Here is a 26,163-nt window from a genome sequence, read left to right as displayed (position 1 = left end):
GCCGCCACATCACCATGATGTGGCGGCCGCCTCGCCATTCCTGTCGGGGATGGCGACTATGCTTTTTATGCAACCCGCCCGCCGGTGTCCCCGGCGGGCCCGTCAACGGCAAAAGGAGAAAGCCTGTGAGCACCTCGCCGACATCGGCGGCACCGGCCGACCAGGCGCCTGCACCGGGCACCGCGCCGCGCGGCAGAAAGGCGAAGGCGACGCACCCCAGCAAGCCACGCCGTGACCTGCGCGCAGTCTGGCTCGTCGGCCCGGCCATGCTGCTGCTGGCCCTGGTCATCGGCTACCCAATCCTGCGGGCCATCTATCTTTCCTTCCAGGCCAACCGGCACCTCGACCCGGACACCGGCATGTTCGTGGAGGGTGGCTTCGCAGGCTTCGACCACTACCTCACGTGGATCGCCCAGCGCTGCATGAGCTCGAACGGCACCGTGGTGGAGTGCACCTCCGGCATGCTGCCGACGGACTTCTACCCCGCGCTCGGCATCACCCTCTTCTTCGTAGTGGTCACCGTCAGCCTGGAGACCCTGCTGGGCCTGTGGATGGCACTGGTGATGAACCGCAGCTTCCTCGGCCGCGGCCTGCTGCGCGCCGCCGTACTCGTGCCCTGGGCGATCCCCACCGCCGTGACCGCGAAGCTCTGGCAGTTCATCTTCGCCGACCAGGGCATCATCAACTCCCTGCTCGGCACCCAGATCCACTGGACCACCGACCCGTGGGCCGCCCGCTTCGCGGTGATCATCGCGGACGTGTGGAAGACCGCACCCTTCATGGCGCTGCTGATCCTCGCGGGCCTGCAGATGATCCCGCAGGGTGTCTACGAGGCCGCCCGCGTGGATGGGGCCTCCAAGTGGCAGCAGTTCACCCAGATCACCCTGCCGCTGGTCCGCCCGGCGCTGATGGTCGCGGTGCTTTTCCGCACCCTGGACGCGCTGCGCATGTACGACCTGCCGGTCATCATGATCTCCGAGTCCTCCAACTCCCCCACTGCTGTGATCAGCCAGCTGGTGATCACGGATACCAAGCAGGGCAACTACAACTCAGCCTCCGCCCTGTCCACCCTCATCTTCCTGCTGATCTTCGGGGTGGCATACGTGATGGTGAGGTTCCTGGGCGCCGATATCGGCGGAACCCAGGATGCTGGCAGCAAGCCAAAGAAGTCTCTGCTGAGCAGGCTGCGCGGCGGGAGCGTCGCCACGAAGAAGAACGAGCAGAAGGCTGAGACCGACCGCGGCGACGTCCCCGACAAGGGCAACGCAGCGGGCGCGCAGGGCGCGCACACCGTAGATACCGCAGCGACGGGAGGACAGCGATGAAGAAGGCAACCCAGACTCTGCGCAACTACCTCGCCGTCATAGTGATCCTGGCGTGGGGTCTCGCGCCGTTCTACTGGATGGTGGTCACCGCCCTGCGCGACAAGCGCTACACCTTCTCCACCAACCCGCTGCCCAGCCACCTGACGCTGGAGAACTTCCGCGACGCGCTGGCCACCGACGCCGGCAATAACTTCCTCCGGGCGATCGGCAACTCACTGATCATCGGTGCCGCGACCACCGCGATCGCGCTCACGGTGGGCGTGTTCACCGCCTACGCCCTGGCCCGCGTGGACTTCCGCGGCAAGGGGCTGGTCACGGGCATCATCCTGGCGGCCTCGATGTTCCCGGGCATCGCGCTGGTCACCCCGCTGTTCCAGCTCTTCTCCAAGATCGAGTGGATCGGCACCTACCAGGCGATGATCATCCCGAATATCTCCTTCGTGCTGCCGCTGACGGTGTACACGCTGACCAGCTTCTTCCGCGAGCTGCCGTGGAAGCTGGAGGAGGCCGCCCGCGTGGACGGCGCCTCCCGTGGCCTGGCTTTCCGGAAGGTCATTCTTCCGCTGGCCACGCCCGCCCTGTTTACGACGGCCATCCTGGCGTTCATCGCGACCTGGAACGAGTTCATGCTCGCCAAGCAGCTGTCCACCCCCGCCGTGGAGCCGGTGACCGTGGCGATCGCCCGCTTCTCCGGGGCCTCGGCCTACGAGTTCCCCTACGCGGCGACGATGGCCGCCGGCGCGCTGGTGACGGTGCCGCTGGTCGTGATGGTGCTGGTCTTCCAGCGCCGCATCGTCTCCGGGCTGACCGCCGGTGGCGTGAAGTAGGGGTTGGTTGAACGTGTCGAAACCTGAGGACGTGGCGCGGGGCACGCGCGAGGACCGGCCAGTCGGCGGGGCTGCCAGCGGGCTGGACGAGCGCGCCGGTGGAGCGGGCGGGCGCACCGGCGAATCTGCCCGGAGTGGCGCCACAGCCGGCGAGGTGGATCCGGACGGCCAGCGCAAGAAGCTGGTTTGGGAGTCCGCCCTGGGCTTCGTGGGCTTTTTCACCCTGCTGGCCGGGGTGCAGGCGGTGTGGAATGTCTTCCAGCCCGAGCCCTCCCCCTGGCCCGGTGTATTCTTCGCGGTCCTACTGCTGCTGAGCTGGCTGGTGTGGCGTCGCTACCGCCGCTACCGGGAGTACTAGAGCGCCCCTGGAGAGCACAAAGAAAAAGCGCCCCGAGGGGCGCTTTTTGCCTTTCCTGGCCGAGCTGCGAGGCCCGGCGATGGCGTTGCTGAGCTGCGAGGCCCAGCTTTGCGGCAGCTGGAAACTACTCGCCGAGGAGCTTGCGCTTCAAGGCGGCGTCCTTCTCCATGACGCTATCGCGCATATCCTCCTGGTACTTCACCATGCGCTCCATGAGCTCCGGGTCAGCCACCGCGAGCATGCGGACGGCCAGCAGGCCAGCGTTCTTCGCACCATCGATGGAGACGGTGGCGGTCGGCACGCCCGCCGGCATCTGCACGATGGAGAGCAACGAGTCCAGGCCATCGAGGTTCTTCAGAGCACGTGGAATGCCGATGACCGGCAGCGGCGTGGCTGCCGAAACCATGCCCGGCAGGTGCGCAGCACCCCCAGCGCAGGCGATGATGACCTTCACGCCGTTCTTGTGCGCCTCGCGCGCGTAATCCAGCATGCGCTCCGGGGTGCGGTGCGCGGAGACCACGCCGATCTCCATCGGGATGCCGAACTCGGCCAGCACCTCTGCGGCGGGTTCGACGGTCGGCCAGTCGGAATCGGAGCCCATGATCAGGCCGACCTGCGGGCCGGTGGGGGCAGAGTTCTTGTTGCTAGTCATGTTATGTGCCTCCTGGGGCTGATCGGTTTCTAGGCTTCGGTCCAGCCGTCGGACCACTCGGCGGCGACGAGGAAGTCCGCGGCCAGGCGGGCGTCGCGGCGCAGCTGTGCCACCGCTTCGTCGGTCGCGGGCTGGCCTGCGGGCAGGGAGAGGTTCACGTGCCCGATCTTGCGACGCGGGCGCCAGTCTTTGCCGTACATGTGGATCTTGGCCGCCGGGAAGCGGCGCCACACCTGGTCCATCCGCTCGTGCATCGGCATGGCCGGGTCGGCATCGTCGTTCCCCAGCACATTGGCCATGACCGTGGCGGGCGCGGTGAGATCTGTGCTGCCCAGCGGGCGGTCCAGCACTGCGCGCAGGTGCTGCTCGAACTGGCTGGTCACGGAACCGTTCTGGGTCCAGTGCCCGGTGTTGTGCGGGCGCATGGCCAACTCGTTGACGCTGATCGCCAGCGAACCCTCGGCGTCGCGGAACTCGAAGAGCTCGACGGCGAGCACGCCGGTGACATCCAGCTCGGTGGCGATGGTGCGGGACAGTTCGCGGGCCTGGTTGAGGACCTCTCCGTCGTGGCCCGGGGCTGGGGCGACGGCCTCCACGCAGATGCCGCGCTCCTGGACGGACTCGGTGATCGGCCAGGCCTTCGCCTCCCCCGACGGGGTGCGGGCGACCAGGGCGGAGAGCTCGCGGACAAGCTCGACCTTCTCCTCGGCCATCAGCGGCACGCCCTTGTCCAGCAGCTCGGCGACCAGCTCGTTGAGCTCGGCCTCGGAATCCGGGAACCACACGCCCTTGCCGTCGTACCCGCCGCGGCGGGCCTTGAGGCAGACCTTGCCGCCGGTGGTACCCCAGAAGGCGGCGGCGTCCTCGGTGTTCGCGATGGCGGTGAAGGCCGGGACCGGGGCGCCCAACTCGGAGAGGCGCTGGCGCTGGATCAGCTTGTCCTGCGCATTAATCAGGGCCTTCGGCTGCGGCTGGACGTTGATGCCCGCGGCGATGAGCTCGTCGAGGAACTCGTTTGGCACGTGCTCATGGTCGAAGGTCACGGCATCGGCATCCTTGGAGACCTCCGCGACGTGTGCCTTATTGGTGTAGTCCCCCAGCACGACGTCCGCGGTGACCTGCGCGGCAGAAGAGTCGGCGGAGCCGGCAAGCACGCGGGCAGACAGGCCCAGTTCCACGGCCTCCTGCTGCATCATGCGGGCCAGCTGGCCATCGCCGATGATGGTCACCAATGGGGCGCCCGGCGCGTGGGCAGCCGCCCGGGCGATGGACCAGTCAGCAGCGCGGGTCATGCCGGCCTCGGCGTTGGGATTGGAAGCGGATGGTGCAGAAGAATGAGCTGAATCTTTCACACGGCCAATCATAGTGCCCGCGTGTAACTGCGGATCAGCCGGACGAAGCGTTTGGCATAGGGCACGTCCCGCAGCACGATCGGATTGCGGGTTCCCATCACGAACACGGAGACGGTGGAGCCCTTCGCCCGAGCGTCCACGATGTACTCCAGCGGCACCTGGGCAGTCTGGCTGCGCCAGTGCCCGGTGGCGGTGATGAGGCGCTCGTTGGTGAGCATCATCCGGCTGCGGGCGCGGAAGATCATCTGGCGCCCGCAGCGCCGCCAGGCCAGGAAGAGCCACAGCACCACCAGCGCGCGCCGACCCCACTGGGCCGCAACGTAGAACGGTTCGCCAACGTGCATCGCCAGCTGGCTGGGCACGGGGAGGCTATAGCCGAGCAGGCGGAGCGCCTCCGCGTCGAGGTAGTGGTCGATCATCCCGATCAGTGCCCAGGTGACCCCGGTGATCAGCAGCAGCTCCAGCACGGGGAAGAGCAGGGAGCGACGGTTGGGGCACAGCTCGGCGAGAATCTGCTCGCCTGGTTCGAAGGTGATTTTCCCGAAGGCCATCAGCTCTCCCCTTCCGCGGGTCGCAGGTGGGTGACGTCGCCGGCGGCGACGACCAGCTCTCCGCCACCGTCGACGTCCACAACCAGCGCACCGGTACCCTCCACGTCTCGGGCGACGCCGTGGGTGGTCGTGCCGTCCGGAAGGTGGACCACGACCTTCGTGCCCAGGGTGGCGACGACCTGTCGGTAGCGCGGCAGCACGCTCTGCGGTGCCCCGCCCAGCTGGATGAAGCGGCGTAGCCCGCCCACCAGCTCGTCGATCAGCGCGATGGCCAGGCGGGTGCGCACTCCGGGGCCAGGCTCGGCCGGGTCTGGCTCGCTCGAACCCGGATCGGCCATGTCGGGGTTGGCTGGGCCGCCCTCGCTCGACTCCTGGTCGCCCGGCATGCCCTCCAGAACCAGGGAAGTCGCATGCGGCACCGGCAGCTCCGAGCGCTGGAGATCCACGTTCAGCCCCAGGCCGATCACCACGATCGGTTCGGGTTCAAGCTGCACGGCTTCCACGAGGATCCCGCCGAGCTTCCGGCCGTCCACCATCACGTCATTGGGCCACTTCAGCTCCGCCGGGACCTCCGCACCAGCTGCCCGGCTCACCGCGCGCACCGCGTCCACCGCCGCGACACCGGTCAGCAGTGGCAACAGCCCCAGCCGGGTCGCCACATCCACCCCCGGCAGTCGAGCGGCAACAGAGACGATCAGCTGACTGCTACGCGGCGCACCCCACGCCCGGTCCAGCCTCCCCCGGCCCTGCGTCTGCTCCTCGGCAAAGAGCACGGAGAACTCCGGCACCTCCTCGCCTGCCGCCAGCGCCGCCCGGACCTGCTCAGCGAGCACGCTATTGGTGCTCGTCGTCTGATCGAGCACCTCCACGGCCCCACAGCCGAGGGCGGGCAGCACCTCGCGCAAGGTGGCGGCGTCGAGAAGAACACGGGAAGTTTGCATGCCCTTGATGTTAGAACACGGCGCGGACACACCCCGCCATCCTCAGCCACCCAGCTCGTGTGGCATAGGGACTGACCCGCTGCATGATCTAGACTGTGTGCCATGAATCCTCAGAATGACACGTCCACCACGGCCGGAAAGATCGCGGACCTCCAGGATCGCCTGGCGAAATCCCGCCAACCTGCCGGGGAGGACGCGGTGCGGGCGGTCCACAGCGCCGGTCGACTCACTGCCCGCGAACGGGTGGAAGCGCTACTGGATGATGGCAGCTTCGTGGAGATCGATGCTCTGGCCCGGCACCGCTCCAAGGCCTTCGACCTGGAGAAGGAACGCCCGCTGACCGATGGCGTGGTCACCGGCCACGGCACCATCGACGGCCGCCCGGTCTGTATCTTCTCGCAGGATGCGACCCTCTTTGAGGGCAAGATCGGCGAGACCACCGGCGCGAAGATTATTAAGGTGCTGGAGCTGGCGCTGAAGTCCGGCACCCCGGTGATCGGTTTCTACGAGGGTGCGGGCGCCCGTCTCAAGGAGGGCATCATCGCCCTGGACATGTACTCCCGCATCCTGCGCCTGCAGACCCAGGCCTCCGGCGTGATCCCGCAGATCGCGGTCGTCGCCGGCGAGTGCCGTGGCGTGCAGGTGCACGGGATCGCGATGTCCGACGTCGTCATCTCCATCGACGGGCAGGGTTCCCTGTCTATGGACGCCAACCCCGGCGGGGTGGTCGAGGCGCAGGAGACTGGTACCGCCCACATCGTGGTCCCCGACGAGTCCGCCGCACAGGACACGGTGGCCGACGTTCTGACCTACCTGCCCTCCAATAACCGGGCGATCGCACCGGCCACGGAGCCTGTAAACACCGAGCTGGCGAACCGCCGCGCCGAGGAGGGTGCCGACGCTGCCGCGCTGGTCCACGAGATCAACCACCTGATCCCGGACTCCGGGTCCGAAACCTACGACGTCCGCGATGTGCTGGCCGCAGTCCTGGACGAGGACAGCCTGCTGGAGCTGAGCCTGGGCTTCGCGCCGAACATCATCACCGGCTTCGCCCGCCTTGAAGGTCGCGTAGTCGGCGTGATCGCCAACCAGCCCACCGTCAAGGCGGGTGGCATCGACATCGACTCCGCGGAGAAGGTCAGCTACTTCATCCAGCTCTGCGACGCCTTCAACGTGCCCCTGGTCTCCTTCGTCGACGCTCCGGGCTTCCTGCCGGAGGAGGCGGACGCGCCGGTGATCCGCCGCACCGCGAAGCTCTTCCACACCACGGCTGCGGCATCGGTCGGCAAGATCACGGTGATCACCCGCAAGGCCACCGGCGCCGCCTACCTGGCCCTGGCTGCGAAGCGGATGGGCACGGACCTGGTCTTCGCGTGGCCGACCGCGGAGGTTGCGGTGGCGGACGCTGATACCTTCGCCGCCGAGATCGGCGCGGACGAGGCAAGCGCCCAGGATCCCTACGAGGCCGCGGCGAGCGGGCTGGTCGATGCGGTGCTGCCGCCGAGTGAGACCCGCCAGAAGCTGGTGGAAGGCCTCGCCCTGCTGGAGCGCAAGGTTGAGGACGGCTACCCGCGCAAGCACAGCATCGTCACCTTCTAGCGCCCCGCTGCCCACCGAGCCCCCGCCAAGCACACGTTTGGAGCATCAATGAGCAGAAAGTTTTCCCGCGCCCGCCGCAAGACACAGCCAACAGAGCTCACCAGCGCACGGCTGACCCACCGCACCGGTGCCGCGTCGGCTGAGAAGGAGGCGCCGCAGGCGGAGCCACAGGCCGCCGTCGAGGTGGTGAAGGGCAATCCCACGCCCGTCCAGCGCCAGGCCCTCGAACAGCTGGTGGGCGAGCTCACCGAGCAGGCCGAAGAGCGCCGCCGCGCCAAGCCGAACACCCGCGGCTGGTATGGCTCCGCGGGCGAGCCCTTTCCCAATGCCCCGGAGCCGAATCCGGCGGGCTTCCGCAGCCCGAATCTGCCGCAGGCCTAGCTGCCGCTCATCGCGGCGGCGGCACACCGATACTTAACTCCCGTCCCTTTCAAGGAGCGAGACATGCCTGACTCCCAGGCCACCCCACGCATCGTGCTGGCGTCCTCCTCCCCCTCCCGGCTCTCCATCCTGCGCAGCGCCGGGGTGGAGCCAGTAGTCCAGGTCTCCGGTGTGGACGAGGACGCCGCGATGCAGCGTTTGATCGACGAGGCCGCGAGCCAGGGGCGTACCCCCACCCCCGCCGAAAAGGTCTGCCACTTGGCCAAGGCCAAGGCGAATGCCGTCCTGGAGGATGGGCTCCAGCTGGGCGAGGGCGACGTCCTGATTGGCGGGGACAGCATGCTGCTGCTCGACGGGGAGCTGCAGGGAAAGCCGCACACCGCGGAGGAGACCGTGCGCCGCTGGCAGCAGCAACGGGGCAAACGGGCGGAGCTGATCACCGGGCACGCGATCTACCACGACGGGCACTGGTTCGAGGGTTCCTCGGCCACGAGTGTGTTCTTCGCGGATGCCAGCGATAAGGACATCGAGGCCTACGCCGCCTCCGGCGAGCCCTGGGGCTGCGCGGGCGCGTTCACGCTGGAGGCCCTCGGCGGCTGGTTCATCGACCGCATCGAGGGGGATCCTTCCAGCGTCATCGGGCTATCCCTGCCGCTGGTGCGCCAGGCGCTGGAGCACTTCGGGCTCAGCGTCTCGGATTTCTGGAACCGCTAGCCCCGGCCAGGGTGGCTGATACGGTCATCGCCCCGGCGCGCCACCGGCATCAGCTTCGGGGGCTAGCCGGGTTCCCAACGTCGCGGTGTGCCCTGCCTATCACCCTCGCTCGGCGATCGGCACGACCTTCCGCTGCTGAGGCCCGTTGTAGGCCGACAGCGGGCGGATCAGCGAGTTGTTCTCGTACTGCTCCACGATGTGTGCCGTCCACCCCGCCACGCGGGCGATGACGAATAGTGGCGTGAAGAAGTCCACCGGGAAGCCCAGTAGGTAATAGGCGGGGCCGGCCGGGAAGTCGAGATTCGGCTTGATCCCGGTGCGCTTGTCCATTGCCGCGGCGAGGTTCTCGTACATCGCCACCCACTTGGCCCCGTCGTGGCGCTCGGCCAGCGCGCGGAAGGACTGCTCCATGCTCGGCACGCGGCTATCCCCGTTCTTGTAGACGCGGTGGCCGAAGCCCATGATGAGCTCCTTGTTATCGAGGGTCGTGTTGACCCACTCCTCTGCCTTCGCCGGGTCGTCGACCTCCAGCATGGTGTGCATGACGAACTCATTGGCACCGCCGTGCAGTGGCCCCTTCAGTGCGCCGATCGCGCCGGTGATCGCGGAGTACACGTCAGAGCGGGTCGAGGTGATGACGCGGCTGGTGAAGGTGGAGGCGTTGAAGGAGTGCTCGGCGTAGAGGATGAGCGACTTCTCGAAGTCCCGCACGTCCTCGGGGTTGCTCGCCGGCGAGTCCGGCCCGTTGCCGAAGACCATGGCCAGCAGGTTTTCCGCCACCCCCTTCTCCGGGTCCGGGGCAACGATATCCTCGCCCTGTCGGCGGCGGATGTCCATGGCCATGGCCATCGGCAGCTGGGCCAGCAGGTTGTGGCCGACGTGCGTGATGTGCTCCCGGTCTGGGGTGAAGTGCTCCGGGTCCTTGGTCCCCATGTAACTCACCGCAGTGCGCATGACGTCCATGGGGTGGCAGTCGGTGGGCAGGGAGTGGATCAGGGAGATCAGCCCGGCATCGAGCTTGCGGTAGGAGCGGCCTGCTTTGTTGAACTCGGTCAGCTGTTCTTCGGTGGGCAGTTCGCCGTTCCACAGGAGGTAGAACACCTCCTCAAAGGTGCAGTTTTCGACGAGGTCCTGGACGGCGTAGCCGCGGTAGGTCAGCGAGTTCGTCTCCGGCATGACCTTCGAGACACTGGTGTAGTCGGCGACCACCCCGTAGAGCCCCTTGCGGACCTCCGGCTGCTCGGCTGCGTTGTTCTGGGCGTTGGCGTTTTGCGTGTTCGTGCTCATGGTGGAAGCTCCTTTGCTCCTCGTTGCTGTGGCTCAGGTGGTGCTCTTGGGCTTTGGTGCTTGCGGCTCGGGCGCTGCGTGGAATCGGTTGCTGTTGGTCTTCGGGCCCCTCCGCGCCCGTCCTCCGCGCCCGTCGAGGTTCCGCTGCGCGCTAGAAGATGCCCCGCGGGATCTGCGGCGCGCGACCCAGGGTGTCCGCTGAGAATCGGATGTTGAGCTCCCCGAATTCCGCAGCACTCATCGCCGGCAGCTTTTCGGCTGCGTCCAGGAAGCGGTTCTGCTCCGCCTCGTCGATGACGCCCTCCGCCAGAGTCCGGAACTTTTCGACGTAGTTGGCGCGTTCGAAAGGACGCTCGCCCAACGGGTGCGCGTCGGCGACGGCGAGCTCGTCCTCAATGACGGTGCCGTCCTTCAGCGTGATCACCGCGCGGGCCCCGAAGGCCTTCTCCGCGGGGTCCTCGGAGTGGTAGCGGCGGGTCCACTCCGGATCCTCCACCGTGGAGATCTTCCGCCACAGCTCGATGGTCTCCGGCCGCTGCGCCCGCTCCGGGGCGTAGCTGTGTTCGTGATGCCACGTGCCGTCCTCGAGAGCCACGGCGAAGATGTACATCACCGAGTGGTCGAGGGTCTCGCGCGAGGCGTGCGGGTCGAACTTCTGCGGGTCTCCGGAGCCGGTGCCGATGACGTAGTGCGTGTGGTGGCTGGTGTGCAGCACGATGGATTCGATCTGGCTCAGGTCGCCGACTTGATCGCGCATGCGCCGGGCCAGGTCGATGGGTGCCTGGGACTGGTACTCGGCGGAGTGCTCCTTGGTATAGGTGTCCATGATCCCGCGCTTGGGCTCCCCCGGCTCCGGCAGCGGAACCGTGTACTCGCCCTCCGGCCCGTCCAGGAGCCAGGCGATCACGCCGTCCTCGCCCTCCCAGATCGGGGCGGGCGCCCCCTCCCCGCGCAGTGCACGGTCGACTGCCTCGATACCCATCTTCCCGGCGAAGGCTGGGGCGTGGGCCTTCCAGCTGGAGATCTCTCCCTTGCGGGACTGGCGGGTCGCGGTCGTGGTGTGCAGCGCCTGGCCGATGGCCTGGTAGATCTGCTCCGGATCCAGCGACAGCAGGGTACCCAGGCCCGCAGCCACACCCGGACCCAGATGGGCCACGTGGTCGATCTTGTGTTTATGCAGGCAGATCCCCTTCACGAGGTTGACCTGGGTCTCATAAGCCGTGGCAATCCCCCGGACCACGTCCTTGCCGGTCAGCCCCAGGTCCGCACCGCGGTGCTGGGCGACCGCGAGCACGGCGGGGATGTTATCCCCCGGGTGGGAGTAGTCCGCAGCCAGGAAGGTGTCGTGGAAGTCCAGTTCTCGCACCGCCACCCCGTTGGCCCAGGCCGCCCACTCCGGGGAGACCCTGTCCGTCACACCGAAGACGGTCGCACCCTCCCCCTGCAGCGGACGGCCGACCGATAGGGCCTGGGCGCGGGCGGAAGACACCGGGCGGCGCAGCACCGAGGCCACCGCGACGGCCGCGTTGTCGATCACGCGGTTGACGACCATCTCCTCGACGTCCTCGTCGACGGCGACGGGGTCGGCAGCCATCGTCGCGATCTTCCACGCCAGATGTTCCTCCCTCGGGAACTCTTCGGCAGACTTTCGGGTACGGACAACGTGGTTTTTCACTATGAGCCTCCTCACAACTCCTTAGCTTGGCGAAAATAATAGACTGCACAGCAGACACGCGAAGCACTTTCCCTAAAGCCAGCGAGTGAGAGAATTCATAGTTGGCTTGTGAGGGCACGTCAGCCCCACCCCAGTTCAGTAGAGCTTGAGCAAAACACCGCGTGCCAGGTAACAATTCGGAAACGAATAGCGGTAGGGTGATGAGTTCAAAGAGGACCCACATTGGAGGAGTTAACGTCGTGACGGCCAAGACGGATCAGGTGTCGAGCGCGCCAGCTCAAGATGCTGCTGCGACGGCCAGCTCCGAGGGCATCACCCCCATCAAGAAGGTGATGATCGCCAACCGCGGCGAAATCGCGATCCGCATCATCCGCGCCGCACAGGACGAGGGCATCGCCTCCGTCGCGGTCTACGCCGAGCCGGATGCCGACGCCCCGTACGTCCGCATGGCCGACGAGGCCTTCGCGCTGGGCGGGCAGACCTCCGCCGAGAGCTACCTGAACATCGACAAGCTGATCGCCGCGGCCAAGGAGTCCGGCGCCGATGCCATCCACCCCGGCTACGGCTTCCTCGCAGAGAACGCGGACTTCGCCCGCGCCGTCATCGACGCTGGCCTGAACTGGATCGGCCCGCCGCCGGAGGCCATCGACCGCCTCGGCGACAAGGTCACCGCACGCCAGATCGCCGCGATGGTCGATGCTCCCATGACACCGGGAACGAAGCACCCCGTTTCCAGCGCCGCCGAGGTCGAGGAGTTCGCCAAGGAACACGGCCTCCCGGTTGCCGTGAAGGCCTCCTTCGGTGGCGGTGGCCGCGGCATGAAGGTCGCCTACACGATGGAGGAGATCCCAGATCTCTTCGACTCCGCCACCCGCGAGGCCATCGCAGCCTTCGGCCGCGGCGAGTGCTTCGTCGAGCGCTACCTCGACCGCGCCCGCCACGTGGAGGCGCAGGTCATGGCAGATAAGCACGGCAACGTCCTGGTCGCCTCCACCCGCGACTGTTCTACACAGCGCCGATTCCAGAAACTCATCGAGGAAGCTCCAGCCCCGTTCCTGACCGCCGAGCAAAACCGCCGGATCTACGAGTCCGCCGAGGAGATCTGCCGCGCCGCGGGTTACCAGGGCGCGGGCACCGTGGAGTACCTGGTTGGCTCCGACGGCCTGGTCAGCTTCCTGGAGGTCAACACCCGCCTGCAGGTCGAGCACCCCGTCACCGAGGAGATCACCGGCTGGGACCTGGTGCGCGAGCAGTTCCGCATCGCAGAAGGCCGCCCACTGTCCCGGACCAGCCGCCCGACGCTGCGTGGCCACGCCATCGAGTTCCGCATCAACGGCGAGGACGCAGCCAATAACTTCATGCCAAACCCAGGCATGATCACCGCCTACCGCGAGCCGTCCGGCCCAGGCGTGCGCATGGACTCCGGAATCGAGGAAGGCGCCGTCATCGGCGGTCAGTTCGACTCCATGCTGGCCAAGCTCATCGTGTGGGGCGAGGACCGCGAGCAGGCCATCGCCCGCTCGAAGCGTGCACTGCGGGAGTTTCAGGTTGCTGGCCTGCCGACGGTCATCCCTTTCTTCCAGCAGATGCTGAACAACCCGGACTTCACCGCGGAGGATGGCTTCAAGGTCTACACCCGCTGGATCGAAGAGGAGTGGGACGGCTCCCTGCCCGAGTCGACGGAGGACGCATCCGCAGCGGCGGGCGGCGAGGAGAAGCTGCCCCGCCAGCGCGTCACCGTCGAGGTGGAGGGCCGCCGCGTGGAGATCACCGTCCCGGGCGAGCTGATGGCCGCTGGAGGCCGCACGAAGCGGGCCCCTCGCCGCCGCGCCGCCGCGGGCGAGGCCGCCATCACCGGCGATACCGTGGCCGCCCCGATGCAGGGCACGATCGTGAAGATCGAGGTCTCGGAGGGCCAGCGTGTCGCCGAGGGCGATACCCTGCTGGTGCTGGAGGCCATGAAGATGGAAAACGCCCTGCAAGCGCACAAGTCGGGCGTAGTCACCGGACTCGCGATCGCCCCGGGCGATAGCGTGACGAAGAACCAGGCGCTCTTCGAGATTCTCGACGACTAACCCGCTACCCCGCCCCCGACCTCTTCCGCACTGCCGTTCCCGCCTTTCTTCGGCGTGGCCGATCCCGGCTCCTCCGGCAGAGTTCGCCAGGCAACACCGGGCGCGAGAGTAAGGGTGAGCTACCCACCGGCATGGGGGTCTGTTTAGAATGGATTGGTAGATCTGGTCCATGCCAGTGGTCACCCACGACCCAGTGCTGGGGCCTGGCCTATGCCCTTGGGGGCGGCGCTTCTGGCTGCGAACGTGGCTTTGAGTTCGCGGCATGGTTCGCTTGTTCCCGGTGCCCACCCTGTTTTGCGGAGTTTCATAACTATGAACGATAACCACCTCGACCCCACGGACCAGCCGGACCTGGTGCCCGACACGTCCACCGAGGCAGAAGAGCACGACCGCGACACGCGACGGGTCTCCCCCAAGTTGCTGGGAATCATCGGCGCCGTATTCCTGGTCATTGGCGCGATCACGTGGATCGTCAGCCTCTCTTCCGTCAAGGGATTCTCCGAGGATCACCCCACCGCAGTGAAGGCGGACACCTCCTACTACCTGCTCGCCGATAAGGACGCCCTCGAGGCCACCGCCTGTGGTTTCTTCGGCCCAGGCAGCAAGCCCATCCACGACAAGGTCAAGGACCTGGAGGACCTCACCGACGAGGACGTCAAGATCAAGGACGTCTCCCTGCCGTTCACCAAGGTCAAGGGAGTGTACGCCCGGGTGGAGTTCACCGAGAACATCCAGGGCGCGCACATCGAGTGCAACGAGGGGAAGAACTACATCTCCGCCAAGTCCGGCGGCTCGCTGAATACCCTCCGCTGGATCTCGATGATCGGCGTGGGCAGCGGTATCGCATTGCTCGTCGTGTCCGCAGTTCTCCGCGGTCGGGAAAATCGCTAGGTCCCGCAGCCGCACACGATGGACACCCTCGCGAATCAGTTTTCCAACCAGGTCGCTGAGCAGTACGCCCGCCTGACCAACTCCCGTCGGGGATTCGTCCTCTCCATCGACCAGGGGACGACCTCCACGCGCTGCATCATTTTCGACGGTCGCGGGGAGATCGCGAGTCGCAGCCAGCTGCCGCACGAGCAGATCTTCCCGCAGCCGGGCTGGGTGGAGCACGACCCGGAGGAGATCCGGCTCAATATCCGCCGTGTCATAGCCGACGCGGCCGCCTCCGAGGACATCACCCCGGAGGAGATCGCGGCCGTCGGCATCACCAATCAGCGTGAAACTACGGTGATCTGGGACCGGGCCACCGGCGAGCCGATCTACAACGCGATCGTCTGGCAGGACACCCGCACCTCCGACCTCGTCGACGCTCTCACCGACGAGGAGCGGGAACTTATCGAAGAGCGCACCGGCCTGCCGCCGTCGACGTACTTCGCCGCGTCGAAGATCCGCTGGATCCTGGACCACGTGGACGGCGCCCGCGAGCGTGCGGAGCGCGGCGAGTTGGCCTTCGGCACGATCGACACCTGGGTGATCTGGGAGCTGACCCGGTCCTCCCTTTCCCGTTCCGGTCGCCGTTCCGGGGCCAAGGCAGGACGCCAGCGCGCCAAGCACGTCACCGACGTCACGAACGCCTCCCGCACCATGCTGATGGACCTTTCCACCCAGCAGTGGGACGAGGAACTCTGCAAGATCTGGGACATCCCGATGTCCCTGCTGCCGGAGATCGTCGCCTCCAGCGAGGTCATCGGCCGGGTGCGCCGCTCCGGCCCGGTGCAGGGCGTGCCGATCGCTGGCATCCTCGGCGATCAGCAGGCCGCTGCCTTTGGGCAGGCCTGCCTGGAACCGGGGGACGCGAAGTCCACCTATGGCACCGGCAGCTTCCTGCTGCTCAACACCGGTGACGAGCCGCAGCGCAGCAAGCACGGGCTGATCACCACCATCGCCTACCGGCTGGGGAATCAGCCCCCGAAGTACGCGCTGGAGGGTTCCATCGCCGTGACCGGCTCGCTGGTGCAGTGGCTCAGCGACTCCCTGGGCTTCTTCAACACCGCCGACGAGATCGAGCCCCTCGCCCGCTCCGTGGCGGATAACGGTGGCTGCTACGTGGTCCCCGCCTTCTCCGGGCTGCTCGCGCCCCGCTGGCGGCCCGAGGCGCGCGGGGTGATCACGGGACTGACCCGCTACGTGACGAAAGCCCACATCGCGCGCGCCGCCCTGGAGGCCACCGCCTTCCAGACCCGGGAGGTCGTCGAGGCGATGAACGCGGACTCCGGCGTCCCGCTGACCAGCCTGAAGGCTGACGGCGGCATGGTGGAAAACGACCTGCTGATGCAGTTCCAGGCCGACCAGCTGGGCGTGAGCGTCACGATCCCGAAAATCACGGAGACCACCTGCCTGGGTGCGGCCTATGCCGCGGGCCTCGCGGTGGGCTTCTTCCGGGATGAGGAGGAAATCCGGCGCCTGTGGCAGGAGGAGCACACCTTCACCCCGCGGGCTTCCGAAGAAGAGCGGGACGAGCTCTACCGCATGTGGAATAAGGCTGTGGAACGCACCTTCGACTGGGCCACGAAAGCGTAGGCTCGTTATATGACTTTTTCGAATGACCCGCAGAACCGGCCGGGGGAACACGGTTCGCGGCCCGATCCCCGCAGCGCTGTCCGCATCGGGAATAAGGAGCGCGAAGAGGCCATGGACCTGCTCTCGAAGCACCTCGAGGCGGGCCGGCTAGACATCTCAGAGTACGACGAACGCTGCCGCCACATCGCCAACGCCAGGGTGCATGGCGAGCTCTCGGAGGTTTTCCTGGATCTCCCCCGCATCCCACGCGGCGACCAGGCGCAGCCATCGCAGGTGGTTGCGGTGCCGGGTTATGGCAGGCAGGTGTATACCGCCGAGGAGGTCGCCGTGGCCTCCAAGCGGGGGCGCAATATCCGCGGCGGGATCATGGCACTCTCCGTGGTCAGCGCACTCATGCTGACCACCGTCTCGGATTGGTTCATGTGGATCATCCCCGTCATGGCGATCCTGCTGTACATGCTCAAGATTGGCCCGGAGTCGTGGTACATGCCGACGAATCGGCAGCTCGAGCGCGAACAGCGCCACGCCGTTCGCCAGCTACGCCAGCAGCGCCGCCTCAACCGTTAAGACTGCCCCGTGGGTTGATGCTCCCCCGGCGTCCCGCGCCACTACCCCTCGCTGACTCCAGCCCAGTCGCGCCGTCTCTCCGGCGCGGAGCACAGCGCAGGGCTCCGCTTAGGGACGGAACTGGTCGATGACCCCGGCGAAGAGCCGGACACCAATACCCAGGGCGCGCTCGTCGAAGATGATATTCGGCCGGTGCAGATCCGGCTTCTCCCCCTCGCCGGTCCACGTTCCCAGGCGTGCCATCGAGCCCGGCACGTGCTCCAGGTACCAGGAGAAATCCTCCCCGCCGCTGGACTGCGGCGCCTCCACCAGGGAGTGCGGATCGACGTTGCGCACGGACTGCGCGAGCAGCGCGGTCGCGACGTCGTCGTTGGTCACCGGCGGCACGCCCTTCGTGTAGTGCAGCTCCGCAGTCGCGCCCGTCGGGGCGACGATCTCGTCCAGCAGCTCGCGGACGATCGCCTCGCTTTCGCGCCACACCCCGACCTCCGCGGTGCGGAAGGACCCAACGAGACGAACCTCCTCAGGGATCGCGTTGAAGGCCTGGCCGCCGTGGATCGAGCCGAAGGCGGCGACGGTGCCGCTACGTGGGTCCACCCGCCGGCTCAGCAGCTGCGGCAGCATCGTGACGACCAGGCCAGCGGCGTTGATGAGATCCGCGGTCAGGTGCGGGCGCGAGGTGTGGCCGCCGGGGCCGCGCAGGACGATCTCCATGACGTCCGTGGCCGAGGTGATCGCACCCACGCGCACACCAATCTGCCCGCAGCGCAGCTTCGGTTCGCAGTGCACCGCGAAGATCTGGTTCACCCCACGCAGGGCGTCGGCCGCGATGACGTCCTTGGCCCCACCGTCCAGAACCTCCTCGGCGGGCTGGAAGATGCCACGCACCCGCACACTCAGGGCGTCCTCGCCGTACTCCTCGACGTAGGCAGCCAGGGCGACCATGAGCCCCAGCAGGATGGTGGTGTGCATGTCGTGGCCGCAGGCGTGCATCACGCCGGGCACGGTGGAGCTGAACTCGAGGCCGGTGGTTTCGGTGACCGGGAGGGCGTCGATGTCCCCGCGGAAGGCGATCATTGGTGCGGTGTCGGGCCCGATGTCGACGGTGGCTCCCTTGCAGGTCATCTCCTGCGGTGTAAGGCCGGCGTCGCGGAGGATCCCCATGATGAAGGCGGTGGTGCCGTCCTCCATGTGGGAGAGTTCCGGATTCCGGTGCAGGTGGCGCCGCCACTCGATCAGACGGTCCACGTTCTCGTTCAGCCACAGGGTGACGAACTGAGTGAGTTGGGCCGCCTCAGAGGTGGGTCCGCCGTGTTGCACTGCATGCCTCCCGGCTTAAAGCCAATAATTGTCGATGTCTGCTGATTGTGGCGCTTCAAGACCGAGTTGTCTAGTTACGCCGCATGAAACACCATTCTATATGCCCACCCCTGTGGCGCGTGACTTCGCGGTAGCCTTGGGCCATGTCTAGCCACAATGCGCAATCCTCGCCCGCGGCGTCGAACCCCGGGCAGGCCCCCTACGAGCTCGCGGAGCAGGCTGCCGCGGCGTTGCTGCAGAAGACTGGTTTTTCTGCTTTCGACGTCGCCATCGTCCTGGGTTCCGGTTGGCGACCAGCTGCGGACGTGGTCTGCGAGGCCGCAGACAGCGACGTCCAGGAGTTCCCGATGTCCGACCTGCCGGGCTTCCTGCCACCCACCGCAGAGGGCCACGGGGGCACCATTCGGGCGCTGCGCATCGGTGAGCGCAACGTGCTGATCCTGCTGGGCCGCACGCACGCCTACGAGGGCCACGAGCTGTGGCGGTGCGCGCACGCTGTGCGCACCGCTGCCGCCGCGGGCGTGAAGCAGGTCGTGCTGACCAACGCGGCAGGCGGGCTGACTGAGGGCATGTCTGTGGGAGAGCCGGTTCTGATCAGCGATCACATCAATTTCACGGCGAAGACCCCGCTGGTGGGCGCGAACTTCGTGAACCTGGTGGATGCGTACTCCCCCGAGCTGCGAGAGAAGGTCAAGGCGCTGCGACCCAGCATTCGTGAGGCGGTGTACGCGATGATGCCAGGGCCGCAGTACGAGACCCCGGCGGAGATCCACATGCTGCGCACCTTCGGGGTGGGCCTGGTGGGGATGTCCACGGTCTACGAGACGATCGCCGCCCGGGAGGCTGGCGTGGATGTGCTCGGCATCTCGCTGGTCACGAACCTGGCGGCAGGCGTGACCGGGGAGGCGCTGAATCACGAGGAGGTGCTGGCCGCCGGTCAGGCCGCGGCTCAGGAGATGGGTTCCCTGCTCGCGAGCGTGATCCAGTCGTGAGCCCCACCCCGCAGGAAACGACTCCAGCTCCGCAGGACAACACTTCCCAGCCGGGTCTGAGTTTCGGCACCGCGGGGCTGCGCGCCCCAGTGGACGTGGGCCCGGATCGTATGAACGTCGCGACCGTCACTCGGGCGACCGCCGGGGTGGCCGACTGGCTGATCGCCCAGCATCCAGACCGGGTCGCTGCCGATATCGCGGTAGCGGTGGCCCACGACGCGCGCTACGGTTCCGAGACCTTCGCGCGAGCCACCGCCGAGGTGTTCGCGGCCAAGGGCTTCACCGTCACCTTGCTGGGTGGCAACAATCCCACCCCGGTGCTGGCCTGGCTGGTGCGCGACCGCGGCCTGGACGCCGGCGTGCAGATCACCGCCTCGCACAACCCGAAGGGCGATAACGGCTACAAGTTGTACCTTTCTGGTGGCTCCCAGCTGGTCTCCCCCGCCGATCGCGAGATCGAGGCAGCCATCGCGGCCCAGCCGGCGGCCGAGGAGGTCGCCCGCTCCCGCAGCGTGCAGCTTGAACTCGGCGCATCCCAGGGCTACGAGTCCGCGATCAGCGCCCCGGTTGTTAGTAGCGAGAACGCGGTGCTCACCGCACGGCGAGCCCTGACCATCGCCTATACCCCGATGCATGGGGTCGGCGGGGACACGCTGGAGTCTGTACTGCAAGCCAATGGCTTCGCGGATATCCATGCGGTGGCAGCGCAGCGCTGGCCGGACCCGGAATTCCCGAGCGTGGATTTCCCCAACCCGGAGGAGCCCGGCGCGACCGACCTGCTGCTCGCACTGGGCAAGGAGGTCGGCGCGGACCTGCTGATCGCACTCGATCCGGATGCGGATCGCTGCATGCTTGGCGTGCCCACCGGTGGCGAGCCGACCTACCGGATGCTGAGTGGCAACGAGGCCGGCCCGCTGCTGGCCCGCCGCGTGCTCTCTGACGTGGCGGCAGACGCCGCTGCCCCGCCGGTGGTCGCGACGACCTACGTCTCCTCCCAACTGCTGGGTGTGATGGCCCAGGCCAGCGGGTGGGAGTACGTGGAGACGAAAACGGGCTTCAAGCACCTGGCGCGTGCGGCGGAAGGTCGCCCCGGGGAGTTGACTTTCGCCTACGAGGAGGCCATCGGCACCTGCCCCACCCCCGGCATCGTCGCAGATAAGGACGGCATCGCCACCGCGTTGGTCGCGGCAGCGTGGGCGGCGGAGCTCGCCGCGGCGGGACGGAGCCTGGCGGACGAGCTGGTGGCCATCGAGCAGCAGTTCGGTTGCTTCCGCTCCAGCCAGCTGTCGATCCGCTTGGAGTCCATTGCGCAAGCCACGGACGTCATTAAAAAAATCGCGGCCGCACCGCCGGAAAACCTGGCGGGGGCCGCGATGAGCGCCGAACTGCTGGGTGACGAGGCCGCGGAGGGGCTGCGCCTGGTGGGTAATGCAGACGGCGTGGCGCTGCGGGTCGTCGCCCGGCCGAGCGGGACGGAGCCGAAGGCGAAGTTCTACCTGGAGGCCGTGGGCGAGGCCACGGACCGCGAGCAGGTGGAGGCTGCGCTAGCGGCTCTCGAGGTCGATATTCCGCGGGCCGTAGAGGCGGTCGCCGGCGTCGCCTAGGCCCGGATCGATGTAGGCGTTCTCGTCGAGCGCCGGGTCGATCGTGGCGGTGACGAGCTTTCGCACCGGCAGGCCAGAGTTAACCAGCTTGTCCACGCCCGGCTGGGCGGAGACCATGCACACGCAGGTGATGTCGTCCGCACCATGCTCGACGAGCAGCTCCACGGCGTTGAGCAGGGAGCCGCCGGTGGCGAGCATCGGGTCGACCAACATGACGGGCTGTCCGGAGAGGTCATCCGGCAGGGCCTCGAGGTATGGGACTGGCTCGTGGGTCTTCTCGTCGCGGGCCAGGCCGATGAAGCCCACCTGGGCGTCCGGGATCATCGAGAGTGCCGGGTCGATCATTCCGAGGCCGGCGCGGATGATGGGGACGATGATTGGCGGGTTCTTCAGCCGGTGCCCTTCGGCGGTGGAGACGGGGGTTTCCACGTCGAAGGATTCAGTCTCGAGGTCGTTGCTGGCCTCGTAGATCAGCATCGCACCGAGGTCCGCGAGGGCGTCGCGGAAGACCACGTTGTTGCTGCGGGCGTCGCGCATAATCGTCAGACGGGCGCGCACGAGAGGATGATTGACCACCTTGATGTCCATGACTCCAAATCTACGTTAAGCACCGGGCACGCGAGAAAATTGGCACGGGCGGGAACCAAATGACCGTCCCCGTTGTCTAATACCTCTGAGTTACTTCACGCACCGAGACGATTCAGGGAAGATTCAGGGGGAACAATGGTGCCTTTGACGAACGGTATTGGGGGACACAGTGGCGGCCAGGTGATCGCCGAGCAGGAGCGAATCCAATCAGCAGCGCAGGAGGCGCGGACGGTGGCAGAGCAGCTGGCTGCGACAGCCCCACCGCACACGCCACACGTGGAGCTGCCATTCCTGCCGGAGCTGGGGAGGTTCCTGGCCGCACTGCAGCAGGCCCGGGCTCGGCACCACGAGACCACCGGGGAGTTGGCGAGGTTCTACCAGGGCGCTGCTGGTGCGCTGGATGAGTTCCGGGGGCGCGTGGACGAGCATGAGCAGGCAGCCCAGGCTGGCTTTGAAGCACTTGCGGGAGGTGTTCGGTGATGAGTGCACCTGTTTTGGCACCAGCTGGAGGGGACGTGATCGAGGACGTGGCCGGCTCCGTTCTTGGGGAGATGGCTGGCTCCGTGCTCGGCGGAGGCGGCTGCATCCCGGATTTTCTGGGGCTCGTGGAGCCCATCGCAGCCCTCATCCCACAGCCGCTACAGCCTGGAGTGTCCGCGCTGTTGGGCTCCGGGGTCAGCGGGCTCGCCGGGGAGGTCATCCAGACAGTCGGGTCGGCTGTGCTCGGCGAGGCCGGTGGGGCGATGGCCGCCAAGTTCGCACAAGGTTCGGCTGCGGTGGACCTCATTGAGGAAGTCCGCCAGGGGCTGGACGCGGTCGCTGGGCGCGGGCAGCAGGCCGTCCTGGCGGCGATCGAGGATGTCGGGGCAATCGCGATGGAAGCCCTGGCGGAGATCGGCGGTGCGATGAATCCGGTGCAGCTGCTCGGCCCGACTGCACCGGTGGCGCTGGCGGAGGCGCAGGCGATTGCTTGCAAGCACCTGGGCAGGGCGGAGGCCCGCGTGCAGGCGCTAGGCCAGGAGTTGCTGGGGCTGGGAGCTGAGGCGACGGCCACAGCGGTGCCGGCGGAGGCGATCCCGGCAGTACCCGCGCCGTCCGAGGGGGCGAACAGACAGCCTCCCGCAGCGGCGAACGCGGGTAGCGCCACGGGACCCGAAGTGGCTCACGGTGACGCCGCGGATTCCAGCGACGCTGCGGAATCCAGCGACGCTGTGGCATCCAGCGATGCTGTGGCAGGTGCCCCGACGGAGGCAGCGGCCAAGGCCGTGGCCGCAGCGAAGACGCAGCTGGGCACCCCGTACGTGTGGGGCGGCACCACGCCAGGCCAGGGCTTCGACTGCTCCGGTTTCGTCCAGTGGGCCTACGGGCAAGCTGGGGTGGAGCTGCCCCGCCTGGCCGATCAGCAGGCGGTGGGACCGCAGATCCCGATGGATCAGGTGCAGCCCGGGGATCTGGCGGTGTGGGATGGTCACGTGGCGATGGTCATCGAAGACGGCCAGCTGATCGAGGCGGGCGACCCGGTGGGTATCAGCCCGATCCGCACGGAGAATATCGGCATGGGTTTCCACGGTTTCTACCGCCCCACCGGCTAGCTGGGGTTAGTCTGTGGGCACTGAAAAGGTTCACTGAGCTAGTTCGCACTGGTTCAGTTCAGGCTCGGCCGGTTCACGCTGGGTCGGTCCAGGCTGGGTCGGTTTAACACAGAGCCGGTTTAACAAAGGGGGATTTCACAACATGGGTGGGGCTCATTCTTCCCGGAGCGTTCCGGGCTTGGCGCGGATCGTCACGCAGCCGGAGGAACAGGAATATCTTCAGGCGCAGTTCCTGGGCGCACCCCCTGCTGTGGTGCCGAAGGTGCTCGATGCCCGGCTTCGCAATGTCGAGGCTATGAGTTCCGATCCGGCCGGGTAGAATCCGCAATCATGGCAGCTTCCAAACCGACAACGTTTAAACCAAACCAGCTCGTGACGCTGAAGATGGAGACCACCAGCGGCACCTGGTACACCGTCTGGGCCCCGCTGTGGGTCGTCAGGGGCGAAAAGTGGCAGGCATTCCTGGGTAAGGACGACACGATCTCCGTGTTCTCCTCCCCCGCCGAGCTCCACGCCTACGTTGTCGGCAGCAACGATCACGTCCTCGCCGAACACCCGAAGTGGAAGGAGCTCAAGGCGGACGCCGATGCCCAGATGTCGGCGCAGAAGATCCAGGAGATCTCCCTGATCGAGGCTCCGAACCAGCTGGCCGGCCGGGCAAGCTACGAGAACGTCCGGGACGTCAGCCGCGCGTACCGCCTGCTGCAGTCCATCGGCGGTGTCGCTGGCATCGAGTCGATCAACAAATGGTTCGGCTCCTATTCCATGCTGCAGAACATCTACCGCGGCGCGGACCACTACTCCGGCCAGAACGGTGTCGAAGAGTGGACCGCGATGGGTCGCATCGTGCTCGGCGCCTGGGCGGAGATGCTCGACGACCTCGAGGACGGCCTCACCGAGGTCGAGGTGGACGAGACGGCCGTCGCGGAGTCCCAGAAGCGCATCGACGCAGTCGAGAAGGCCGCGGCCGATGCCAGCGCTGCTGCCGCGAAGAAGCGGGAGGACGCCGCCGCGGAGAAGGCCGCCGCTGGCAGCACCGCCGACGAAGACACCGACCCGTACGACAAGACGCTATGGGCACAGGCCGGTATCGACCCGATCCGCATCTCCCTGAACGGCCAGCGGGTCTACACCCTGCGCTGCTACGTGGGAGGCAAGCCGGTGTTCCTGGGCCGTCACGGCCAGATCAACACTTTCCCCAATCCTCGCTCCCTGGTGCGCTGGCTCATCGACGCCCCGCAGCACGACCTTGAGGAGATGGAGACCTGGGGCGACATCGTCCAGGCCGCGAATGCCGGCGAGTTGGAGGTCACGGTTCACGACCTGAACCAGTACACCTTCACCGGGCTGCGCGAGGACATCGGCAAGTCCGTGGACGCGGTGGATCCGAAGCAGCTGAGCCGCGCTTATGAGCTGCTGGCCGACGCCGCCGACTGGGCGGGCGACGATGCTGTGAACAAGGTTCTGGTCGGCTTCCCGCGCCTGCAGACCTACATCGCCTACGTCACGGGCTCGCCGTCCGGCACCACGCCGACCGCGCCCTTCGACGAGGAGGTGCGCGGCTGGAAGCAGCTGGAGGATGACCTCATCAAGCGCTTCAGCAAGTTCTAGCGTGAGCCGCTAGCTGCCTAAGAAAAGCTGAAAGGGCGCCTCCCGAAAGGATGATCTTTCGGGAGGCGCCCTTTCATGTGCTTCTAGACCCGTATCCCTGGCGCTGAGCTGACCCCAGCCTGCCACGGCAGCCACCAGCCGTGCGTACCGGGTCAGGGCTCAGTGAGTCCCATGGAGCTCGCTAGTTCTGCGGGGTGTCTCCGCCATTGGCCTGGTCATCGGACTGGCCGAGCTGGTTTCCGTCAGTTGGGGTGCCCTGCTCATTGGAGGTCGAGTTCTGAGCCGGACCACCGTACTGCTGACCCGGGCCCTGCTGCGGCTGACCGCCGTACTGCTGAGGCTGACCATAACCCTGTGGCTGGCCCTGCCAGTTCCCCTGCTGTGGCTGGCCACCGTATTGCTGCGGCTGGGCCTGCCAATTGCCCTGCTGTGGCTGGCCACCGTACTGCTGACCCTGCCAGTTCCCCTGCGGCTGCGCAGGCTGCTGGGCAGCATTGGCCTGCTTGCTGGAGCGGTTCGCCACATCACCAAGGAACTTATTGCGCTGCGCGTCGATCTCCGCAGGCTTCTTCACGATCAGCCACACGCCCACTGCGATGGTGAGGAGGCTGATGAGAACGCTGAGGTAGAAACCAAATCCCTTACCCTGCTCGCTCAAGTTCACCATGTCCAGGAAGTCCTCCGCATCGGAGCTGATCAGCTCCCGCAGCTGCGAAGAGAAGATGATCGCGTACAGAACTCCCAGTCCACCCGAGGCAGCGGCCAAGATACCCGCCATCTTGAACTTGAGGTTACGGAAGACCAACACCGCCGCGGCCACCACGAGGGCCAGGACGACGACCTCCACGAGGAACGCCTGCCAGAGAAATTCGCGTTCGGTATGCTTGCCCTCGAACGGAATCTCTGCGGCGACCTTTAGGGAGCCGAAGCCGTTGATCTTCACATCCCCGCCTGCCGTGACCCCCATGAAGGAAGCCGAGGCACTCATCCGGTACCACGCGAGCAGTCCTGCGATCAGCTGAAGCACGGCGAGAATGCCAAGGATGCCGCCCATCAGGCGCGGCAGTGCCTTGCTCTGCAGACTCGTCGCCGCCGCGAAGGCACGCTGCCCCACGGCGGCGCTGATCTTCTCCGCGGTTCCAGGGCCAGAGTTACCTGGCTGCTGTGCCTGCCAGTTGCCCTGGGGCTGGCCCTGCCAGTTCTGTGGTGCCTGCTGGCCTTGCCAGTTGCTCTGCTGAGGTTGGACGTAGGCCTGCTGGGGCTGTGCTTGCCAATTGCCCTGGGGTGGTGTCTGCCAGTTCTGTGGTGCCTGCTGGCCCTGCCAGTTCCCCTGCGGCTGCCCATAGCCCTGCTGGGGCTGGCCCTGCCAGTACTGTGGCGGCTGCGGTGGCTGCTGTGGCTGCGCGGTACCGCCCTGGGATGCGGGCTGCCCGCCCTCCTCAGGTGTGTTGTTCTGGTGCCCGTTCGATTCCGGGTTCGTCATAGTGAATCCTCAACTCGATGAAAAATATATGAGACTTAGCTCATATTTTTTAATTCTCGGCTACACCTTAAAGCACCGGTCGAGCGCATTCAATCGCCCCCCTTAAGAATCGGCCCAGCCCCCACTCTGGGATCCCCCGCATCCCC

25 protein-coding genes are annotated in these 26,163 nt (G+C 66.9%); 16 read left to right on the top strand and 9 right to left on the bottom strand.

Annotated elements, in window-relative coordinates:
* Positions 1-266 precede the first annotated feature (266 nt).
* The 3 genes from HMPREF3088_RS08995 to HMPREF3088_RS08985 are packed head-to-tail and all read left to right on the top strand — an operon-like array spanning position 267 to position 2,510.
* The gene (locus tag HMPREF3088_RS08995) at positions 267-1,325 is read left to right on the top strand and encodes a carbohydrate ABC transporter permease (RefSeq protein ID WP_246818143.1); all 1,059 of its coding nucleotides are present in this window, start codon (positions 267-269) and stop codon (positions 1,323-1,325) included.
* Complete coding sequence (locus HMPREF3088_RS08990) at positions 1,322-2,152, top strand: carbohydrate ABC transporter permease (protein WP_070759584.1); 831 nt, start codon at positions 1,322-1,324, stop codon at positions 2,150-2,152. The genes HMPREF3088_RS08995 and HMPREF3088_RS08990 overlap by 4 nt, the downstream gene beginning before the upstream one ends.
* 13 nt (positions 2,153-2,165) lie before the next feature.
* Positions 2,166-2,510, top strand: coding sequence for a hypothetical protein (locus HMPREF3088_RS08985; RefSeq protein WP_070759588.1), 345 nt, complete (start codon positions 2,166-2,168; stop codon positions 2,508-2,510).
* A gap of 124 nt (positions 2,511-2,634) precedes the next feature.
* On the opposite strand, the gene purE is transcribed toward HMPREF3088_RS08985, so the two are convergent.
* The 4 genes from purE to HMPREF3088_RS08965 all read right to left on the bottom strand — a co-directional run bounded on the left by purE (position 2,635) and on the right by HMPREF3088_RS08965 (position 6,006).
* Positions 2,635-3,162, bottom strand: a complete 528-nt coding sequence (gene purE, locus HMPREF3088_RS08980; protein WP_070759582.1) for a 5-(carboxyamino)imidazole ribonucleotide mutase — start codon at positions 3,160-3,162, stop codon at positions 2,635-2,637.
* Between the two features lie 29 nt (positions 3,163-3,191).
* Complete coding sequence (locus HMPREF3088_RS08975; RefSeq protein WP_070759580.1) at positions 3,192-4,454, bottom strand: 5-(carboxyamino)imidazole ribonucleotide synthase; 1,263 nt, start codon at positions 4,452-4,454, stop codon at positions 3,192-3,194.
* 68 nt (positions 4,455-4,522) lie between these two features.
* The gene (locus tag HMPREF3088_RS08970) at positions 4,523-5,065 is read right to left on the bottom strand and encodes a hypothetical protein (RefSeq protein ID WP_070759578.1); all 543 of its coding nucleotides are present in this window, start codon (positions 5,063-5,065) and stop codon (positions 4,523-4,525) included.
* Entirely contained in the window at positions 5,065-6,006 is a 942-nt protein-coding gene (locus tag HMPREF3088_RS08965) for a biotin--[acetyl-CoA-carboxylase] ligase (protein WP_246818142.1), read from the bottom strand. Before HMPREF3088_RS08965 ends, HMPREF3088_RS08970 begins: the two co-directional genes overlap by 1 nt.
* A 102-nt stretch (positions 6,007-6,108) precedes the next feature.
* Here HMPREF3088_RS08965 and HMPREF3088_RS08960 point away from each other — a divergent pair, with 102 nt between their 5' ends.
* The 3 genes from HMPREF3088_RS08960 to HMPREF3088_RS08950 all read left to right on the top strand — a co-directional run bounded on the left by HMPREF3088_RS08960 (position 6,109) and on the right by HMPREF3088_RS08950 (position 8,700).
* Positions 6,109-7,605: an acyl-CoA carboxylase subunit beta gene (locus tag HMPREF3088_RS08960; protein ID WP_070759576.1), complete on the top strand. Its 1,497-nt coding sequence runs from the start codon at positions 6,109-6,111 to the stop codon at positions 7,603-7,605.
* 48 nt (positions 7,606-7,653) lie between these two features.
* Positions 7,654-7,986: a hypothetical protein gene (locus HMPREF3088_RS08955; protein WP_070759574.1), complete on the top strand. Its 333-nt coding sequence runs from the start codon at positions 7,654-7,656 to the stop codon at positions 7,984-7,986.
* Positions 7,987-8,049: 63 nt separating this feature from the next.
* Positions 8,050-8,700 carry a Maf family protein gene (locus tag HMPREF3088_RS08950; RefSeq protein WP_070759572.1) on the top strand — a complete coding sequence of 217 codons (651 nt, stop codon included), beginning with the start codon at positions 8,050-8,052 and terminating at the stop codon, positions 8,698-8,700.
* 99 nt (positions 8,701-8,799) lie between these two features.
* On the opposite strand, the gene HMPREF3088_RS08945 is transcribed toward HMPREF3088_RS08950, so the two are convergent.
* Together HMPREF3088_RS08945 and prpD are read right to left on the bottom strand one after the other, a co-directional pair.
* A complete protein-coding gene (locus HMPREF3088_RS08945; RefSeq protein ID WP_070759569.1) occupies positions 8,800-9,987 on the bottom strand; it encodes a bifunctional 2-methylcitrate synthase/citrate synthase in 1,188 nt (395 codons plus the stop codon).
* Between the two features lie 151 nt (positions 9,988-10,138).
* Positions 10,139-11,662 carry a 2-methylcitrate dehydratase PrpD gene (gene prpD, locus HMPREF3088_RS08940; protein ID WP_070759567.1) on the bottom strand — a complete coding sequence of 508 codons (1,524 nt, stop codon included), beginning with the start codon at positions 11,660-11,662 and terminating at the stop codon, positions 10,139-10,141.
* A gap of 332 nt (positions 11,663-11,994) precedes the next feature.
* Between prpD and HMPREF3088_RS08935 the strand changes: the two genes are divergently transcribed.
* From HMPREF3088_RS08935 to HMPREF3088_RS08920, 4 genes are all read left to right on the top strand, one after another.
* The gene (locus HMPREF3088_RS08935) at positions 11,995-13,737 is read left to right on the top strand and encodes an acetyl/propionyl/methylcrotonyl-CoA carboxylase subunit alpha (RefSeq protein ID WP_210398549.1); all 1,743 of its coding nucleotides are present in this window, start codon (positions 11,995-11,997) and stop codon (positions 13,735-13,737) included.
* A 312-nt stretch (positions 13,738-14,049) separates the two neighbouring features.
* Positions 14,050-14,628: a hypothetical protein gene (locus HMPREF3088_RS08930; RefSeq protein WP_070759563.1), complete on the top strand. Its 579-nt coding sequence runs from the start codon at positions 14,050-14,052 to the stop codon at positions 14,626-14,628.
* A gap of 18 nt (positions 14,629-14,646) precedes the next feature.
* Positions 14,647-16,260 carry a glycerol kinase GlpK gene (gene glpK / locus HMPREF3088_RS08925; RefSeq protein WP_070759561.1) on the top strand — a complete coding sequence of 538 codons (1,614 nt, stop codon included), beginning with the start codon at positions 14,647-14,649 and terminating at the stop codon, positions 16,258-16,260.
* Positions 16,261-16,269: 9 nt separating this feature from the next.
* Positions 16,270-16,827 carry a DUF1707 SHOCT-like domain-containing protein gene (locus tag HMPREF3088_RS08920; RefSeq protein ID WP_070759559.1) on the top strand — a complete coding sequence of 186 codons (558 nt, stop codon included), beginning with the start codon at positions 16,270-16,272 and terminating at the stop codon, positions 16,825-16,827.
* A 108-nt stretch (positions 16,828-16,935) separates the two neighbouring features.
* Here HMPREF3088_RS08920 and HMPREF3088_RS08915 read toward each other — a convergent pair whose 3' ends face one another.
* Positions 16,936-18,147 (bottom strand): amidohydrolase, encoded by a 1,212-nt coding sequence (locus HMPREF3088_RS08915; RefSeq protein ID WP_070759557.1) that lies wholly within the window; start codon positions 18,145-18,147, stop codon positions 16,936-16,938.
* Between the two features lie 143 nt (positions 18,148-18,290).
* Here HMPREF3088_RS08915 and HMPREF3088_RS08910 point away from each other — a divergent pair, with 143 nt between their 5' ends.
* The gene (locus tag HMPREF3088_RS08910) at positions 18,291-19,139 is read left to right on the top strand and encodes a purine-nucleoside phosphorylase (protein WP_070759555.1); all 849 of its coding nucleotides are present in this window, start codon (positions 18,291-18,293) and stop codon (positions 19,137-19,139) included.
* On the top strand, positions 19,136-20,743 hold the full coding sequence (locus HMPREF3088_RS08905; RefSeq protein ID WP_070759553.1) for a phospho-sugar mutase: 1,608 nt from the start codon (positions 19,136-19,138) through the stop codon (positions 20,741-20,743). Before HMPREF3088_RS08910 ends, HMPREF3088_RS08905 begins: the two co-directional genes overlap by 4 nt.
* On the opposite strand, the gene upp is transcribed toward HMPREF3088_RS08905, so the two are convergent.
* Positions 20,684-21,331 (bottom strand): uracil phosphoribosyltransferase, encoded by a 648-nt coding sequence (gene upp / locus HMPREF3088_RS08900; RefSeq protein WP_012359692.1) that lies wholly within the window; start codon positions 21,329-21,331, stop codon positions 20,684-20,686. The genes HMPREF3088_RS08905 and upp overlap by 60 nt on opposite strands.
* Positions 21,332-21,466: 135 nt before the next feature.
* Between upp and HMPREF3088_RS08895 the strand changes: the two genes are divergently transcribed.
* The 4 genes from HMPREF3088_RS08895 (at position 21,467) to HMPREF3088_RS08885 (ending at position 24,534) form a co-directional block, all read left to right on the top strand.
* Positions 21,467-21,811, top strand: a complete 345-nt coding sequence (locus HMPREF3088_RS08895) for a hypothetical protein (RefSeq protein WP_070759551.1) — start codon at positions 21,467-21,469, stop codon at positions 21,809-21,811.
* Complete coding sequence (locus HMPREF3088_RS08890; protein ID WP_070759550.1) at positions 21,811-22,923, top strand: C40 family peptidase; 1,113 nt, start codon at positions 21,811-21,813, stop codon at positions 22,921-22,923. Before HMPREF3088_RS08895 ends, HMPREF3088_RS08890 begins: the two co-directional genes overlap by 1 nt.
* Positions 22,924-23,101: 178 nt before the next feature.
* Positions 23,102-23,242, top strand: a complete 141-nt coding sequence (locus HMPREF3088_RS10520) for a hypothetical protein (RefSeq protein WP_168167014.1) — start codon at positions 23,102-23,104, stop codon at positions 23,240-23,242.
* A gap of 11 nt (positions 23,243-23,253) precedes the next feature.
* Positions 23,254-24,534 carry a hypothetical protein gene (locus HMPREF3088_RS08885; RefSeq protein WP_070759547.1) on the top strand — a complete coding sequence of 427 codons (1,281 nt, stop codon included), beginning with the start codon at positions 23,254-23,256 and terminating at the stop codon, positions 24,532-24,534.
* Between the two features lie 181 nt (positions 24,535-24,715).
* Here HMPREF3088_RS08885 and HMPREF3088_RS08880 read toward each other — a convergent pair whose 3' ends face one another.
* Positions 24,716-26,017: a hypothetical protein gene (locus HMPREF3088_RS08880; RefSeq protein ID WP_070759545.1), complete on the bottom strand. Its 1,302-nt coding sequence runs from the start codon at positions 26,015-26,017 to the stop codon at positions 24,716-24,718.
* Positions 26,018-26,163: the final 146 nt, after the last annotated feature.

It is taken from the genome of Corynebacterium sp. HMSC22B11, assembly GCF_001815965.1.
GTDB lineage: Bacteria > Actinomycetota > Actinomycetes > Mycobacteriales > Mycobacteriaceae > Corynebacterium.
Note: the sequence above shows the minus strand (reverse complement) of the source record. Positions and strands in the feature narration are given on the sequence as shown.

What these genes read in the sequence shown, in the direction of transcription:
- HMPREF3088_RS08995 (WP_246818143.1), top strand. Translation starts at nt 267, where the DNA reads ATGCTGCTGCTGGCCCTGGTCATCGGCTACCCAATCCTGCGGGCCATC.
- HMPREF3088_RS08990 (WP_070759584.1), top strand. Translation starts at nt 1,322, where the DNA reads ATGAAGAAGGCAACCCAGACTCTGCGCAACTACCTCGCCGTCATAGTG.
- purE (WP_070759582.1), bottom strand. Translation starts at nt 3,162, where the DNA reads ATGACTAGCAACAAGAACTCTGCCCCCACCGGCCCGCAGGTCGGCCTG.
- HMPREF3088_RS08975 (WP_070759580.1), bottom strand. Translation starts at nt 4,454, where the DNA reads ATGACCCGCGCTGCTGACTGGTCCATCGCCCGGGCGGCTGCCCACGCG.
- HMPREF3088_RS08970 (WP_070759578.1), bottom strand. Translation starts at nt 5,065, where the DNA reads ATGGCCTTCGGGAAAATCACCTTCGAACCAGGCGAGCAGATTCTCGCC.
- HMPREF3088_RS08965 (WP_246818142.1), bottom strand. Translation starts at nt 6,006, where the DNA reads ATGCAAACTTCCCGTGTTCTTCTCGACGCCGCCACCTTGCGCGAGGTG.
- HMPREF3088_RS08960 (WP_070759576.1), top strand. Translation starts at nt 6,109, where the DNA reads ATGAATCCTCAGAATGACACGTCCACCACGGCCGGAAAGATCGCGGAC.
- HMPREF3088_RS08955 (WP_070759574.1), top strand. Translation starts at nt 7,654, where the DNA reads ATGAGCAGAAAGTTTTCCCGCGCCCGCCGCAAGACACAGCCAACAGAG.
- HMPREF3088_RS08950 (WP_070759572.1), top strand. Translation starts at nt 8,050, where the DNA reads ATGCCTGACTCCCAGGCCACCCCACGCATCGTGCTGGCGTCCTCCTCC.
- HMPREF3088_RS08945 (WP_070759569.1), bottom strand. Translation starts at nt 9,987, where the DNA reads ATGAGCACGAACACGCAAAACGCCAACGCCCAGAACAACGCAGCCGAG.
- HMPREF3088_RS08935 (WP_210398549.1), top strand. Translation starts at nt 11,995, where the DNA reads ATGATCGCCAACCGCGGCGAAATCGCGATCCGCATCATCCGCGCCGCA.
- HMPREF3088_RS08930 (WP_070759563.1), top strand. Translation starts at nt 14,050, where the DNA reads ATGAACGATAACCACCTCGACCCCACGGACCAGCCGGACCTGGTGCCC.
- glpK (WP_070759561.1), top strand. Translation starts at nt 14,647, where the DNA reads ATGGACACCCTCGCGAATCAGTTTTCCAACCAGGTCGCTGAGCAGTAC.
- HMPREF3088_RS08920 (WP_070759559.1), top strand. Translation starts at nt 16,270, where the DNA reads ATGACTTTTTCGAATGACCCGCAGAACCGGCCGGGGGAACACGGTTCG.
- HMPREF3088_RS08910 (WP_070759555.1), top strand. Translation starts at nt 18,291, where the DNA reads ATGTCTAGCCACAATGCGCAATCCTCGCCCGCGGCGTCGAACCCCGGG.
- upp (WP_012359692.1), bottom strand. Translation starts at nt 21,331, where the DNA reads ATGGACATCAAGGTGGTCAATCATCCTCTCGTGCGCGCCCGTCTGACG.
- HMPREF3088_RS08895 (WP_070759551.1), top strand. Translation starts at nt 21,467, where the DNA reads ATGGTGCCTTTGACGAACGGTATTGGGGGACACAGTGGCGGCCAGGTG.
- HMPREF3088_RS08890 (WP_070759550.1), top strand. Translation starts at nt 21,811, where the DNA reads ATGAGTGCACCTGTTTTGGCACCAGCTGGAGGGGACGTGATCGAGGAC.
- HMPREF3088_RS08885 (WP_070759547.1), top strand. Translation starts at nt 23,254, where the DNA reads ATGGCAGCTTCCAAACCGACAACGTTTAAACCAAACCAGCTCGTGACG.
- HMPREF3088_RS08880 (WP_070759545.1), bottom strand. Translation starts at nt 26,017, where the DNA reads ATGACGAACCCGGAATCGAACGGGCACCAGAACAACACACCTGAGGAG.